Origin of the sequence: Nocardioides sp. CPCC 205120, from assembly GCF_048654585.1 — a bacterium.
In the GTDB taxonomy this organism is placed as follows: Bacteria; Actinomycetota; Actinomycetes; order Propionibacteriales; family Nocardioidaceae; genus Nocardioides.
The window spans coordinates 652,895-666,681 of record NZ_JBMCYY010000001.1 but is presented as its reverse complement, the minus strand read 5'-3'; the positions used below and the strand labels follow the sequence as shown (position 1 = coordinate 666,681).

At 75.0% G+C, this 13,787-nt stretch carries 11 protein-coding genes and 1 tRNA gene; 8 read left to right on the top strand and 4 right to left on the bottom strand.

Going from position 1 to position 13,787, the window contains the following annotated elements:
* Positions 1 to 22 precede the first annotated feature (22 nt).
* A complete protein-coding gene (locus tag ACOACO_RS03105; RefSeq protein WP_420294786.1) occupies positions 23 to 652 on the top strand; it encodes a hypothetical protein in 630 nt (209 codons plus the stop codon).
* Between the two features lie 25 nt (positions 653 to 677).
* Here ACOACO_RS03105 and ACOACO_RS03100 read toward each other — a convergent pair whose 3' ends face one another.
* Positions 678 to 2,282, bottom strand: coding sequence for a PP2C family protein-serine/threonine phosphatase (locus tag ACOACO_RS03100; protein ID WP_420294785.1), 1,605 nt, complete (start codon positions 2,280 to 2,282; stop codon positions 678 to 680).
* Positions 2,283 to 2,343: 61 nt separating this feature from the next.
* Here ACOACO_RS03100 and ACOACO_RS03095 point away from each other — a divergent pair, with 61 nt between their 5' ends.
* A complete protein-coding gene (locus tag ACOACO_RS03095) occupies positions 2,344 to 3,132 on the top strand; it encodes an alpha/beta fold hydrolase (protein ID WP_420294784.1) in 789 nt (262 codons plus the stop codon).
* Between the two features lie 211 nt (positions 3,133 to 3,343).
* Here the strand turns inward: ACOACO_RS03095 and ACOACO_RS03090 are convergent, their stop codons facing one another.
* The 3 genes from ACOACO_RS03090 to ACOACO_RS03080 all read right to left on the bottom strand — a co-directional run bounded on the left by ACOACO_RS03090 (position 3,344) and on the right by ACOACO_RS03080 (position 6,104).
* Entirely contained in the window at positions 3,344 to 5,551 is a 2,208-nt protein-coding gene (locus ACOACO_RS03090; RefSeq protein ID WP_420294783.1) for a hypothetical protein, read from the bottom strand.
* 45 nt (positions 5,552 to 5,596) lie between these two features.
* Complete coding sequence (locus ACOACO_RS03085; protein WP_420294782.1) at positions 5,597 to 5,929, bottom strand: hypothetical protein; 333 nt, start codon at positions 5,927 to 5,929, stop codon at positions 5,597 to 5,599.
* Between the two features lie 91 nt (positions 5,930 to 6,020).
* A tRNA-Leu gene (locus ACOACO_RS03080) sits at positions 6,021 to 6,104 on the bottom strand.
* 275 nt (positions 6,105 to 6,379) lie between these two features.
* Here ACOACO_RS03080 and ACOACO_RS03075 point away from each other — a divergent pair.
* The 6 genes from ACOACO_RS03075 to ACOACO_RS03050 are packed head-to-tail and all read left to right on the top strand — an operon-like array spanning position 6,380 to position 13,741.
* Entirely contained in the window at positions 6,380 to 7,108 is a 729-nt protein-coding gene (locus ACOACO_RS03075; protein ID WP_420294781.1) for an FhaA domain-containing protein, read from the top strand.
* Positions 7,105 to 7,572 carry an FHA domain-containing protein FhaB/FipA gene (locus tag ACOACO_RS03070; protein WP_420294780.1) on the top strand — a complete coding sequence of 156 codons (468 nt, stop codon included), beginning with the start codon at positions 7,105 to 7,107 and terminating at the stop codon, positions 7,570 to 7,572. The genes ACOACO_RS03075 and ACOACO_RS03070 overlap by 4 nt, the downstream gene beginning before the upstream one ends.
* A 7-nt stretch (positions 7,573 to 7,579) precedes the next feature.
* Positions 7,580 to 9,319: a PP2C family protein-serine/threonine phosphatase gene (locus ACOACO_RS03065; RefSeq protein ID WP_420294779.1), complete on the top strand. Its 1,740-nt coding sequence runs from the start codon at positions 7,580 to 7,582 to the stop codon at positions 9,317 to 9,319.
* The gene (locus ACOACO_RS03060) at positions 9,316 to 10,716 is read left to right on the top strand and encodes an FtsW/RodA/SpoVE family cell cycle protein (RefSeq protein ID WP_420294778.1); all 1,401 of its coding nucleotides are present in this window, start codon (positions 9,316 to 9,318) and stop codon (positions 10,714 to 10,716) included. The genes ACOACO_RS03065 and ACOACO_RS03060 overlap by 4 nt, the downstream gene beginning before the upstream one ends.
* Complete coding sequence (locus ACOACO_RS03055) at positions 10,713 to 12,179, top strand: peptidoglycan D,D-transpeptidase FtsI family protein (RefSeq protein WP_420294777.1); 1,467 nt, start codon at positions 10,713 to 10,715, stop codon at positions 12,177 to 12,179. The genes ACOACO_RS03060 and ACOACO_RS03055 overlap by 4 nt, the downstream gene beginning before the upstream one ends.
* A complete protein-coding gene (locus ACOACO_RS03050; RefSeq protein ID WP_420294776.1) occupies positions 12,176 to 13,741 on the top strand; it encodes a serine/threonine-protein kinase in 1,566 nt (521 codons plus the stop codon). Before ACOACO_RS03055 ends, ACOACO_RS03050 begins: the two co-directional genes overlap by 4 nt.
* The last annotated feature ends 46 nt before the right edge of the window (positions 13,742 to 13,787 follow it).

The following is a 13,787-nucleotide window of genomic DNA, read 5'->3' as shown; positions in this document are numbered from 1 at the left end:
CGCCGGCTGCGAGGATGCCCGGGTGAGCGGATACAGCCTCAGCCTGTCCGGCGCGGTCGAGCTGACGCGCACCGGTGACCTCTGGCTCTTCCGGGGGTCCTCCGGCGCCGACCGCGCCATCCGGGCCGTCACCAACGCCCCCGTGAACCACGTCGGCATGGCCGTCGTGCTCGACGACATGCCGCCGCTGATGTGGCACGCCGAGCTCGGCAAGGGGCTGCCCGACGTGTGGACGGGCTCGCACCACCGCGGCGTGCAGCTGCACGACCTGCGCGACGCCGTCGTGCAGTGGTGCGAGCGCTACTCCCAGCACGCGTGGCTGCGCCAGCTCGACGTGCCGGACGCCGGGCCGAGCGGCGTGACGGCCGAGCAGGAGGCCGCCGTGCTCCGCACGATCGCGCGCCTCGACGGCACCCCGTTCCCCGCGACGGCACGGCTGGCGGGGCGCTGGGCCCGCGGCCGGGTACGGCGCACCGCACCCGTCGAGGAGACCTACTGCGCCGAGGTGGTCGCCGCGACGTACCAGGCGATGGGGCTGCTCGACGGCGAGCGGCCGACGAACTACTACGACCCCGGCAAGTTCTGGTCGGGCGACCACCTCGAGCTGCGTCACGGCGCCCGGCTGGGCGAGGAGATCGCGGTCCGGGTCTGAGCCCCGGTCGCGCGCGAACCCGGGCTCAGACCCGCAGCACCAGCACGGCCACGTCGTCCTCGCGGACGTCGAGCCCGTCGACGAGCAGGTCGCACAACGCGTCGGCGCCGAGGTGCTGCCGCCCGGTCAGCGCGGCCCGGAGCCGGTCGGTGCCCACGTCGAGGGTCTCGCCGCGGCGCTCGACCAGGCCGTCGGTGTAGAGCACGAGCGCCGAGCCCGGCTCGAGCAGCAGCACGTGGTCGGCCCGCGGCACGGACGGGTCCACGCCGAGCAGCAGCTCGCCGCCGGTGTCGAGCAGCGACGTGGAGCCGTCGGGGTGCAGCACCACCGGCGGCGGGTGGCCCGCGCGCGACCACCGGACGGTCCAGCGGCCCGTGCCGACCTGCGAGGGGGCCTGGTCGACGTGCGCCACGACCGCCGTCGCGACGGCCGCCACGCCGAGGCGCTCCAGGGCGCGGTCGAGCACCTCCAGCACGCGCCCCGGGCTGTCCTCCACCGCGAACGCCACGCCCCGCACGATGTTGCGGGCCTGCGCCATCGTCACGGCGGCCTCGCTGTCGTGGCCCGCGATGTCGCCGACGGTCAGCACGAGCGAGTGGTCGTCGTGGGGGAAGGCATCGAACCAGTCCCCGCCGATCTGCGCCGTCTCGGTGGCGGGCACGTAGCGGGCCGCGACCTCCGTCCCCGGTACGGCGGCGGGCGGCGTCAGCAGGCTGCGCTGCAGGGCGAGCGAGAGGTGGCGCTCCTGCTCGTGGCGCGCCCGCTCGCTCGCGAGGAGCTCGATGCGGGTGAGGCCCTCGGTGACCACCGTGGCCAGCAGCTGGAGGTAGTCGCGGTACTCCGCGTCGTACGCCAGCCGCGGCGTCAGCCGGCACACCAGCACCGCGTCGTCGTTCTCGGTGCCGAGCGACAGCCACGCCACGCGCTCGCCGTCCACCTCCGCGACGACGGTCCCGCCCTCGGCGGCCGGCGCGTCGGCGGGAGGTACGTCGGGCAGCCCGCCCTCGCCCGGTCCCTCCTCCGACGCGTCGCCCAGGAGCCGCACGTCGGCGTCGGGCAGGTCGGGGGTGCCCGCCAGCAGCTTGCGCGCCACCCGGCGCAGCTCGTCGCGCGACTCGACCCCGACCAGCGCCGTCGTCAGGCGGGTGAGGGTGCCGAGCCGCCGCTCGGTCAGCACGTGCGGGGTGATCTCGACGACGATGTCGAGCACGCCCTCGACGCCGCCGGGACCCGTGACGGGCGAGTAGGAGTAGACGAACCAGCAGTCCTCGAGGAAGCCGTGGCGGTGCAGCGGCACGTGCGCCTCGTCGATGCGGAACGACGGCCCGCCGCCGCGCACCCCCTCCATGAGGGGCCCGATGTCGTGCCAGGCCTCCGGGAAGACCTCCACGGCCGGCACGCCCAGGGCCGCCGGGTGCTTGTCACCGATCAGCTCGACGTACGCGTCGTTGTAGAGGCAGGCGAACTCCTCGCCCCACAGCAGGATGCACGCGAACCGCGTCGAGAGCACCAGGTCGAGGGCGCTGCGCAGGTCCGGGGACCACCCCGCGGGGTCGCCGAGCGGGGTGGCCGCCCAGTCGCGCTCCGCGTAGAGCGCGCGGAGGCCCGCGCTCGGGATCTCGGTGGTCACTGGTGCAATCTAGGCGTAGGCACCTCGTCGCGTCCCCCGTCCGTCAACCGGAGGCCCATCCATGACTGCTCGGTCCCCCCTCGTGCTGCTCCACGGCGTCACCATGAGCGGCCTCGTCTGGCGCGAGGTGCTGCCGCTCCTGGCGGAGCACCACGACGTCCGCACGCCCACGACGATGGGCCACCGCGGCGGCCGGGTGCCGGGCCGGGTGCCCGTCACCATCACCGACCTCGTCGACGACTGCGAGCGGTGGCTCGACCAGGAGGGCCTGGACGCGCCGCACCTCGCCGGCAACTCCCTGGGCGGCTGGATGGCGCTCGAGCTGGCGCGGCGCGGTCGGGCGGCGTCGGTCTGCGCGATCTCGCCGGGCGGCTTCTGGCCGCCGGCCACCTCCGAGGGCGGCGGTCGGCCGCCGAGCGCGGCGCGGGTGCTGCGGCGCTCGGCCGAGCTGGCCCGCCGTACCCGCCACGTCTCCCCGCTCGCCCTGCAGCTGCCCGTCGTGCGGCAGCGCGCCCTCGCAGGCGTCGCCACCCGCGGCTCCCGCGTGCCCGCCGACCTCGCCGTCGAGATCACCCGCGACCTCGTCGCCTGCACCGTGCTCGAGGACGCCCTCGCCACCACCGAGCACGTCGCGGAGATGGACCCGCTCCCCTGCCCCGTCCGTCTCGTCTGGGCGGGCGAGGACCGGCTCTTCCCGCCGCACCGCAACGGCCGCCGCGCCCAGGAGCTGCTGCCCGCGGCCGAGTACGTCGAGCTGCCCGGCCTCGGGCACGTCCCCATGCTCGACGACCCCGCCGCCGTCGCCGAGCAGGTGCTGACCTCGACCGGGGCGCTGGCGAGCGAGGCGTAAGCGCCGCGCTCCCGGGGCTCGACGTGCCGCGGTCGAGCTACCGGTGGTTGAGGTGGCCGCGCCAGCGGCCCTCGAAACCATCCGGAGCTGCCGGGCTCCGGTGGTCGAGGTGGCCGCGCCAGCGGCCCTCGAAACCATCCGGAGCTACCGGGCGTGGTTTCGAGGGGTGCTAGCGCACCCACCTCAACCACCGAGGTGACGCGCACCCACCTCAACCAGCGGGTGCGGGCAGCGCCGGGAACGGCAGCGCCACGCGCACGAACCGCGGGCGGTACAGCAGCGGGTCGGCCAGCACGTCGCCGACGTCGGTGCTGTTGCGGCTGTAGGACACGACGACGGTGCCCGGCTGGGGGAAGAGGTCGGGGTGGGCCAGCGGCATGTAGCGCAAGCGGCCGTCGGCGACGTCGGACGGCAGCTGCGCGACGGGGGCCGTGGCGGTGAACGGGCCCTGCGGGGCGGGCGCCGTCCAGAACACGAGGTCCTGGCCGAGCACCTCGTCGCGCTTGGAGAACGCGTACCAGACCCCGTCGCGCTCGAACACGCTCAGCGTCTGCGACACCCCGCCCACGGAGCCGACGAGCTCGGCGGCCGTCGAGGCGTCCGCCTGCCACGCGAGGCCGTCCCAGTAGGTCCACCGCGCCGGGTCGCCGACGGCGTCGGCGCGCACCCGCGCCACCCGGAGCGCGAACCCGGTGCCGGGGGGCGGGTCGGCGGGGCGCGACGTGCCCCAGAGGTAGAGCCACCCGTCGGCCGCCAGCGACGCGGCCGCGCCCCACATCGGGCTCGTGGTGTCGGCGTCGTCGGCGCCCACGTCGGTGCGCGAGACCAGCTGGGGCGTGCCACCGAGGGGCACCACGAACACCGCCACGGCCGGGCCGAGCGCCTCGAAGCCGAAGGGGTCGTCGGCGTCCACGGTGTGCACGCGCTGGGCCGTGACGGTCACGAGGTCGTAGCCGGGCTCCGCGACCGCCACCACCGACATCGGCCAGTAGCCGACGCGGTCGCCGCGGTCCGGGACGATCGCGCCGTCGTCGCGCGGCAGCACGACGCGCAGGCAGCCGGGCTCCACGAGCAGCATCGAGTTGCGCACGAACCGGGCGCCGTCGCCCTGGTCCCCGCGCAGGGTGTCGCCGAACATCCACACGGTGCGCCCGTCCTGCAGGGTGGCGCTCGCCCCGACGTCGCCGCCCTGGAAGGCCGGGGTGCCGCGCAGCGCGGCGATGCGGTTCAGCCCGTCCACGTCCTGCACCTCGCCGGACGCGACGCACTCGGTCGTCGCCGCCAGGCTCGGCAGCGGCGTGGCCAGCGCCGCCTCGTCGGCCCGCGACCACACGGTCAGCACCAGGGTCGTCGACGTCACCAGCACCAGGGCCAGCGCGGCGAGCTGCGCCCGCCACGCCCGCGGGACGGGTACGGCGCCCACCCCGCCCGTCGTGCCCCCCACGCCCGTCCCGCGCGAGTGCGCGCCCGAGCCGGGCCGCGCGACCGCCCACCGCGCGGCCAGCAGCAGGCCCCACGCCAGCAGGACCGTGCCGCCGAGCACGACGACGGGGCGCGCGAGGTCGGCCCCGTCGAGCCCGGTCGCGGCGGCGGCGTCGGCCCCCGCGCCGACGACGGTCCACCCGCTGATGCCCGCCCACGGCTCGGCGAGCAGCAGCGGGCCGCCGAGCAGCACGAGCGGCAGGGGCAGCACGAGCACCAGGAGCGCGGCGACCAGCAGCCCCCGCAGCCCGGCGAGCGCCTCGCACAGGAGCGTGGCGCCGCCGGCGGCGACGACCACGGCCCCGATGACGAGCGCGAGCGTCCCGCCCCGCGCGTCGGCGAGCACGGCGACGACGGCAGCGGCGGCGAGGGCCGCCGTACCGATCCCGGCCTGGCGGGCCAGGCCGCGCCGCAGGGTGCGGGCGAACGGGCCCCACGCCAGCGAGACGACGAGCACGAGCAGGAACCCGGCCAGCGCCCCCAGCAGCGCGAGGTCGGCGGGGGCGAGGCCGCCGACGTGGGGGCCGCCGCCGGGCACGACCTCCACGGTGCGACCGCGCTGCTCCTCCACGGAGCGCACCAGGGCGACCAGCGCGTCGTCGCGGTCGGGCGCGTGGTCGGGGGCCAGGCGCAGCGTGTCGCGCGTCCCGGCGAGGTCGATCTCGAGCGCGGCGACGGCGCGCCCGGCCTCGAGGGCGGCGCGCGCCGCCGCGGGGTTCTCGGTGGCGCCGGCCCGCACGGGGTGGCCCTCGAGCGCCTCGACCTCGGCGACCAGCTGGGCCGTGACCACGTCGGGCCCGACCAGCAGCACGGGAGCGTCGTGGAGCGCGTCGTCGGAGGCGACCACCGCGCCCACGACCCAGCCGACCGCGACGAGCAGCAGGCCGACGACCAGCGCGACGGTCCCGCCGTGCCCCGCCCGCCGACCTCTGCTCACCGCGTCATCGTGACGTACGGCGCCACGCGCCGCCGCCGCGCGGGATCAGCGCCCCGGCGGGTTCCAGGGCGCGCCGCCCGGGCCGGGCACGGGAGCGGGGCGCTCGTCACGCCGCCGCACGTTCACCGCCGCGAGCGCCAGCACGGAGCCGGCGACCAGGAGGGACCCGCCGGTGACCACGAGGGTCACCTGGCCGCCGCTCTCGTCGGTGCCGGTGCAGCGCTGCGTGACGGTGCCCTCGGGCGGCGGCGCGGGCGTCACGCACTTCTGCTGCGTCTCGGCGTCGAGGTCGGAGTTCAGCTGACCGAACGCGAGCGCGAGCACCACGGCGGCCACGACGAAGCAGAGGCCGCTCAGCACGGCGAGGAGGGTCTTCACGACCCGCATCATGGGCGGGACGGGCGGAAGCGAAACCCCGGGGACGCGAAAGACCCCCGGTCGGAATCCCGACCGGGGGTCTTGCCACACGTGCGCGAGGGGGGAGTTGAACCCCCACGTCCTTTCGGACACACGGACCTGAACCGTGCGCGTCTGCCTATTCCGCCACTCGCGCGTGAAGCCCGGCAACGTTATCCCAGCCCTGCCGCCTTTCCCAAACCGGGCGGCGGCGGCCCCGCCCGGCGGCCCTCGGCGAGGCCGCCGGCAGCACCCCGACCGGCCCCCGGGCCGTCCCCGGAAGCACCCCGACCCCCACCCGATGGCGTAGGTGGACGCACCCCCCATGGTTACGATCGGGCACAGCCCGCGCCCGGTGGGCCGGTCGCGGGTGCCCGCAGACCAGCACGGACGAGACACGACGGCCCCGACGGGGCGCAGGGAGGAGGGTGGATGAGCGGCGGCGGCTTCCAGCGCTTCGAGAACCGGCTCGAGTCGGCGATCTCCGGCGTGTTCGCCCGCGCCTTCCGCAGCGCCGTGCAGCCCGTGGAGATCTCCGCGGCGCTCCAGCGCGAGGTCGACAACAACGCGCAGATCCTCAGCCGCGACCGCCGACTGGTGCCCAACGACTTCCACGTCGAGCTCTCCCGCTCCGACCTGGACCGGCTCGCGCCGTACTCCTCGACGCTGGCCCAGGAGATGGCGGACTCGCTGCGCGACCACGCCGAGCAGCAGTCCTACGTCTTCCCCGGCCCGGTCAGCATCGACTTCGAGCTGGCCGACGACCTGCCGACCGGGCGCCTGCGGGTGCGCAGCCGCGCGCAGGCGAAGGTGACGAGCAACGCGACGAACACCCAGCTGGGGCGGGCGTCGGCGTACCTCGAGGTCAACGGCACCCACCACCCGCTCGCGCCGCCCGGCCTGGTGATCGGCCGCGGCACCGACGCCGACGTCCGTATCAACGACCCCGGCGTCAGCCGGCGGCACATCGAGTTCCGCGTCGCCACCGGCCGCGCCGAGGACGGCAGCCCCCTGCTCGTCTCCGTGCACGACCTGGGCTCCACCAACGGCATGCTGGTGGACGGCCGCAAGCTCGCGCAGTCGCCGGTCGACGACGGCACGCAGGTGCGGATCGGCAACACGACGATGACGGTCCGACTGGTCACGGAGGACGCCTGGTGAGCGAGCTGACCCTGCTGCTGATCCGGTTCGGCTACCTGGCGATCCTCTGGATCTTCGTGCTCGCCGCGGTGTCCGTGGTGCGCGCCGACATGTTCGGCGCCCGCATGCCGGCCGCCGCCGGCGCCACGAAGGCCAAGAAGGCGCCGAAGCAGCAGCCCCCCAAGCGGCGCGGCGCGCCGACCCACGTGCTCGTGGTGCAGGGCGCCAACTCCGGGGAGCGCGCGGAGCTCGACGGCCGCCCCATCCTCATCGGCCGCGGCTCCGACGCCGCGATCCGCCTCGACGACGACTACGTCTCCACCCGCCACGCACGGATCGCGCAGTCGGGCGACCAGTGGTTCGTCGAGGACCTCGGCTCCACGAACGGCACGTACGTCGGCTCCGCGCGGATCTCCCAGCCGACGACGCTCACCCTCGGCGCGCAGGTCCGCATCGGCAAGACGATCCTCGAGCTGCGGAAGTAGGCCCCCCGTGACCACTCCCCCCAGCGGTCCGGGCCGTCCCGGCGACGACGAGCGCACCCGCGAGGTGCCGGTCCTGCGCCCCGACGAGCAGCCCTTCGCCCCCGAGCCCCTCGACGACGCCACCCGCCCCAGCCAGCGGGTGCGGCTCGGCGCCGACGGTGTCGACGGCGCCGGCCACGGCGGCCACGGCGGCCACGGCGGCCACGGCGGCCACGGCGGCCACGGCGACTACCCCGACTACACCGAGATCAGCCCGATGGAGACGACCGGCGAGGTGCCGATGGTGCCGGGCGACCCGGTCGGCCTCCACCTCGACTTCGCCGCCGTCTCCGACGTGGGGCGCGTGCGCAAGGACAACCAGGACTCGGGGTACGCCGGCGCCCGGCTCCTCGCTGTCTGCGACGGCGTGGGCGGCGCGGCCCGCGGCGACATCGCCTCCAGCACGGCGGTCGCGCAGCTGCGCCGGCTCGACGAGACGGCGGCCTCCGACGACCTCCTCGGCCAGGTCGCGGGCGGCCTGCTGCGCGCCCACACCCGCATCGGCGAGCTCGTCGACGACGACCCCGACCTCAACGGCACGAGCACCACGGCGACGGTCGCGCTCTTCGACGGCGCCCGCATCGGCGTGGCCCACGTGGGTGACTCCCGCGCGTACCTCTACCGCTCCGGCGAGATCACGCAGCTGACGAAGGACCACACCTTCGTGCAGAGCCTCATCGACGAGGGCCGCATCACCGAGGACGAGGCGCGCACGCACCCGCACCGCAACCTCATCCTCAAGGCCCTCGACGGGGTGCACGAGACCGACCCCGACCTGTTCACCGTCGACGTGGCCCAGGGCGACCGGCTGCTGCTGTGCAGCGACGGCGCCTGCGGCGTGCTCGACGACGCCCGGCTCGCCGACATCCTCGGCACGGGTACGCCGGACTTCGCCGCCGTGGAGCTGGTCCGCGCCAGCCTCGAGGCGGGGAGCACCGACAACGTGACCTGCATCGTCGCCGACGTGACGACGCAGGCGGTCGACACCGAGCCCCAGCTCGTGGGCGCAGCGGCCGAGCTGCCGCGCCGGGCCCTCGCCGGCGGCGCCGCGGGCATCACCGGCCTGTTCCGCGGCCACCGCTCCGGCGACACCGGCGAGATCGAGCCCGTCCCGGCCGACCTGCCGGAGTCGGTCGGCTTCGTCATCCCGTCCGACCCCATCGACCCGGAGGCGGCGCGCTACGCACCCCTGCCCCCACGTCGGTTCGTGTGGGTCAAGCGCCTCTTCCTCACCCTCGTCGCCCTGGGCCTCCTCGCGGCGGCGGCGGGCGCGGCGTACGCCTGGAGCCAGCGGCAGTACTACGTCGGCGAGCACGAGGGGAAGGTCGCGATCCACCGCGGCCTGACCACCGACCTGCTGGGCATCCCGCTCTCGGAGCCCTACGAGACGAGCGACGTCGAGGTCGCCGACCTCAGCGACTCCGTCGCGTCCCGGCTCGAGGAGGGCATCGCCGCCGACGACCTCGCCGACGCCGAGGAGCGGGTCGCCGCGTTCGCCGCCGACGCCGCCGACGCCGCCGAGGCGGACGAGCCCGACTCCGAGCCGACCGACCCGACGCCCGGCGCCCCGACGGCGCCGTCGACCCCGTCGGCCCCCGGCGACGACGCCACGAAGCCGCCGACGACGCAGACGGACGAGACCGGCACCACCGACACCGCGGCGGGCGCGGGGAGCGCGGCGCTCCTCGGCGCCGGGACCGGGCGATGAGCGACAGCGGCGCCACCCCGGCCTTCGTGCACCGTCCCCGCCGGGGGGCGGAGCTCTTCCTGCTCCTGCTGTCGCTGTCCGTCGGGGCGGGTGCGTACGCCGCGGTCGGCCTCGGCATCGAGGGCACCATCCCGGCCGACATGGTCGGCTACACCGGCTGGCTGGCGGCCCTCATGATCGCGGCGCACGTGGCGATCCGGATGACGGCGCAGTACGCCGACCCGGTCCTCCTGCCCGTCGTCGCGGCGCTGAACGGCCTGGGCCTGGCGGTCATCCACCGCCTCGACCTGGCCGACGACTCCGGCTTCGCGCGCCAGCAGCTCATCTGGATGACGCTGGGCGTGGCTCTGTTCATCGCGACGATCACCCTGCTGCGCGACCACCGGCTCCTGCAGCGCTACACCTACACCTCGGGCCTCGTCGCCATCGCGCTCCTGCTGCTGCCGCTGCTGCCGTTCATCGGCACGACCATCAACGGCGCCCGCATCTGGATCAACGTCCTCGGCTTCAGCTTCCAGCCCGGCGAGATCGCCAAGATCCTGCTCGTCGTCACGTTCTCGGGCTACCTGGTGCTGCACCGCGACGCCCTGGCGCTGGCGGGCCGGCGGGTGCTGTTCGTCGACCTGCCCCGCGGGCGCGACCTCGGCCCGATCCTCGGCATGTGGCTCATCAGCCTCGGCATCCTCGTCTTCCAGCGCGACCTCGGCTCGTCGCTGCTGTTCTTCGGCCTCTTCCTCGCGCTGCTGTACGTCGCGACCGAGCGCGCGGGCTGGCTGCTCGTCGGCGGCACGCTCTTCGCCGCGGGCGCCTTCTTCGGCTACCAGGCGTTCGGCCACGTGCGGAACCGCTTCGAGATCTGGCTGCACCCCTTCGACTACGTCGACCGCACGCCGGGCTCCTACCAGCTGGTCGAGTCGATGTTCGGCATGGCGTGGGGCGGGCTGCTGGGCCGCGGCTTCGGCGAGGGCCGGCCCGACCGGATCCCCTACGCGGAGTCCGACTTCATCCTCGGCGCCATCGGCGAGGAGCTCGGCCTGACCGGCGTCATGGCCGTCATCCTCATGTTCGGCGTCATCGTCGAGCGCGGCCTGCGCACCGCGCTGGTCTGCCGCGACGGGTTCGGCAAGCTGGTCGCCACCGGGCTGGCCGGCATCGTCGCCCTCCAGGTCTTCGTCGTCATCGGCGGCGTCACGACGCTCATCCCGCTCACCGGCCTCACCACGCCGTTCCTGTCGTACGGCGGGTCCTCCCTCGTCGCGAACTGGGTGCTCATCGCCCTGCTGCTGCGCATCTCCGACCAGGCGCGGCGCCCGCTGCCGAGCATGGAGGACGCGTACGACGGGCCCGACGCGGGCGCGGACGAGGCCACGCAGGTCGTGAAGGTGGTCAAGGCATGAACAAGCCGATCCGCACCGTGGGCGTCTTCTGCCTGCTCCTCTTCGTCGCGCTGCTCGCGCAGGCCACCAACCTGCAGTTCTTCCGCGCCGAGTCGCTCAACGACCGCGCCGGCAACGGCCGGGTGCTCGAGGCCCGCTTCGCCGCCCAGCGCGGCTCGATCGTCGCGGGCGACCTCGCGATCGCGGAGAGCGTGCCGGTCGACGACCGCTACCGCTTCCAGCGGCAGTACCCGGTGCCGCTGCCGTACGCGCACCTCACCGGCTGGTTCTACTACGGCAACCAGACGATCCTCGAGCGCTCTGAGAACGCGGTGCTCTCCGGCGACGACCCCAGCCTGTTCGTCAACCAGCTGGGCGACATCGTCGCCAACCGCGACCCCGCGGGCAGCAACGTGGGCCTGACGATCGACCCGGACGTGCAGCAGGTGGCCTACGAGGAGCTCCTCGAGCTCGGCGAGGACGTGCAGGGTGCCGTCGTGGCGCTGGAGCCCAGCACCGGGCGCATCCTCGCGTCGGTCTCCCTGCCGTCGTTCGACCCCAACGACCTGGCCCTGCGCGACGTCGCCCAGGTCGACGCGAACTACCAGGCGCTGCAGGACGCCGAGGACGACCCGCTCCAGAACCGGGCCATCGGCACGACGCTGCCGCCCGGCTCGACGTTCAAGCTCGTCACCGCCGCGGCGGCGCTGGAGGCCGACCCCGACCTCGACGTCGACTCGCAGGTGCCCGGCGGCGACTCCTACACGCTGCCCGGCACCCGGACGTCGATCGGCAACGGCGGACGCAGCTGCGGCACCGACACGATCCCGTTCACGCAGGCCCTCGAGCAGTCGTGCAACACCACGTTCCTCCGGATGGCGGTCGACGTCGGCCAGGAGCAGATGACCGAGACGGCCGAGGCCTTCGGGTTCAACGCGGTCGAGCTCGAGGACCTGCCGGGGGCGGTGGAGTCGGCGTACCCCGACAACGCCTCCGACGACCTGCTCGCGAAGTCGGGCATCGGTCAGCAGGACGTGCGCGCCACCCCGCTGCAGATGGCGATGGTGGCCGCGACGATCGCGAACGACGGGGTGCCCATGCGGCCCTACGTCGTCGACCAGATCACCTCCCCCGACCTCGAGGTGCTCTCGCGCACCGACCCCGAGGAGCTGGACCGGGCGACGAGCGAGCGCACCGCGAGCGTGCTGCGCGAGATGATGGTGAACACCGTCGAGGACGGCACGGCCGGTCCGGCGCGCATCGACGGCGTGGAGGTCGGGGGCAAGACAGGTACGGCGGAGAACTGCGACGGGTGCCGCCCGTACGCGTGGTTCGTGTCGTACGCCGAACGGGACGGCGAGCAGGTGGCGGTCGCGGTGATGCTGCAGGACGTCTCCGCCACCGGGGACATCGCGGGAGGCCGGCTCGGCGGCCCGATCGCGAAGGCCGTCATGGAGCAGGCCCTGGGAGTGGGAGACGAATGAGCGACCAGACGACGACCGAGCGCTTCGCGGACGACGCGCGCCGCTACCGGCTGGAGTCGCGCATCGCGACCGGCGGGATGGGCGAGGTCTGGCGGGCCGAGGACACGGTGCTGGGCCGCACGGTGGCGGTGAAGCTGCTGAAGGCCGAGTACGCCGACGACCCGTCGTTCCGCGGCCGGTTCGAGACCGAGGCCCGCAACGCGGCGGCGCTGCACCACCCCAACGTGGCGGGCGTCTTCGACTTCGGCCAGGCCGCGCCGACGGACGGCTCGTCGACCCCGCGCCCCTACCTGGTGATGGAGCTCGTCGAGGGCCAGCCGCTCTCCGCGCTGCTGCGCCCGGGCCAGCCGATGGACCCGGCGATCGCGACCGACATCCTGGCGCAGGCCGCCGACGGCATCGGGGCCGCGCACCGCGCCGGCATCGTGCACCGCGACATCAAGCCCGCGAACCTGCTCGTGACCCGCGACCGCACGGTGAAGATCACCGACTTCGGCATCGCGCGGGCCGGCGACACCGTCTCGCTCACCCAGACCGGCATGGTCATGGGCACGCCGCAGTACATCTCGCCCGAGCAGGCCCAGGGCCAGAACGCCGGCCCGGCGGCGGACGTCTACTCGCTCGGCGTCGTCGCCTTCGAGTGCCTCGCCGGCCGCCGCCCCTTCGTGGCCGAGACCGCGGTCGCGACCGCGCTGGCCCACCTGCGCGACCCCGTGCCGGACCTGCCGGGCGACGTGCCCCCCGGGCTCGCGAACGTGGTGCGCCGCTCGCTGGCGAAGGCCCCCGGTGACCGGTTCGAGGACGGTACGGCGTTCGCCCGCGCCCTGCGCGACCCCTCCGCCCTGCCCGGGACGGCCGCGGCCGTCGGCGCGGCGGACGACAGCACCCAGGTGCTCACCGGGGTCGGCGCTCCCGTGCCGCCCCCCTCGCAGCCGGTCGCCGCCGCGGCCCCCGTGGTGCCGGTCGCCGCCACCACCGTGGAGCGCGAGGAGGAGGAGCCCAAGCGGAGGAGCGCCCTGCCGTGGGTCGCGGCCGCCCTGGCCCTGCTGCTCGTCGGGTTGCTCATCTGGCTGGCCGTCGCCACGAGCGGCGGCGACGACGAGGACCCGCTGGACACCCCGACCACGCCGGTGACCACGTCCGCGCCGCCCTCCACGGAGCCCACCACCGAGGAGCCCACCACCGAGCCCACCACCGAGGAGCCGACGAGCGAGGCGCCTCCGGAGCCCGAGACGTTCGACCTCGACGCGCAGGACTACGTGGGTCGCGACATCGACGACGTGGCCTCCGACCTCGAGGGCCGGGGCCTGCGGGTCGTCCGCGACGAGCGCGACAACTCCGGCGGCGAGATCGAGGGCACCGTCACCGACGTCACCCCGACGACGAACCTCGAGGCCGGCGACACCGTCACCGTGCGCTACTGGGGCCCCGAGCCGGAGCCCGAGCCGACCGAGGAGCCGGACGAGGGGAACGGGAACGGCAACGGTGCGGGGAACGGCAACGGGAACGGCAACGGCAACGGGGGCACCCAGACGACCGCCCCGACCACGGCTGCGCCCTGAGCGATGACCACGACAGGCCTGATGGACGACCGCCCGCCGCCGGCGG

Excerpts from the sequence above, each read along its gene's own strand:
- ACOACO_RS03055 (WP_420294777.1), top strand. The coding sequence starts at position 10,713 with ATGAACAAGCCGATCCGCACCGTGGGCGTCTTCTGCCTGCTCCTCTTC.
- ACOACO_RS03095 (WP_420294784.1), top strand. The coding sequence starts at position 2,344 with ATGACTGCTCGGTCCCCCCTCGTGCTGCTCCACGGCGTCACCATGAGC.
- ACOACO_RS03075 (WP_420294781.1), top strand. The coding sequence starts at position 6,380 with ATGAGCGGCGGCGGCTTCCAGCGCTTCGAGAACCGGCTCGAGTCGGCG.
- ACOACO_RS03050 (WP_420294776.1), top strand. The coding sequence starts at position 12,176 with ATGAGCGACCAGACGACGACCGAGCGCTTCGCGGACGACGCGCGCCGC.
- ACOACO_RS03060 (WP_420294778.1), top strand. The coding sequence starts at position 9,316 with ATGAGCGACAGCGGCGCCACCCCGGCCTTCGTGCACCGTCCCCGCCGG.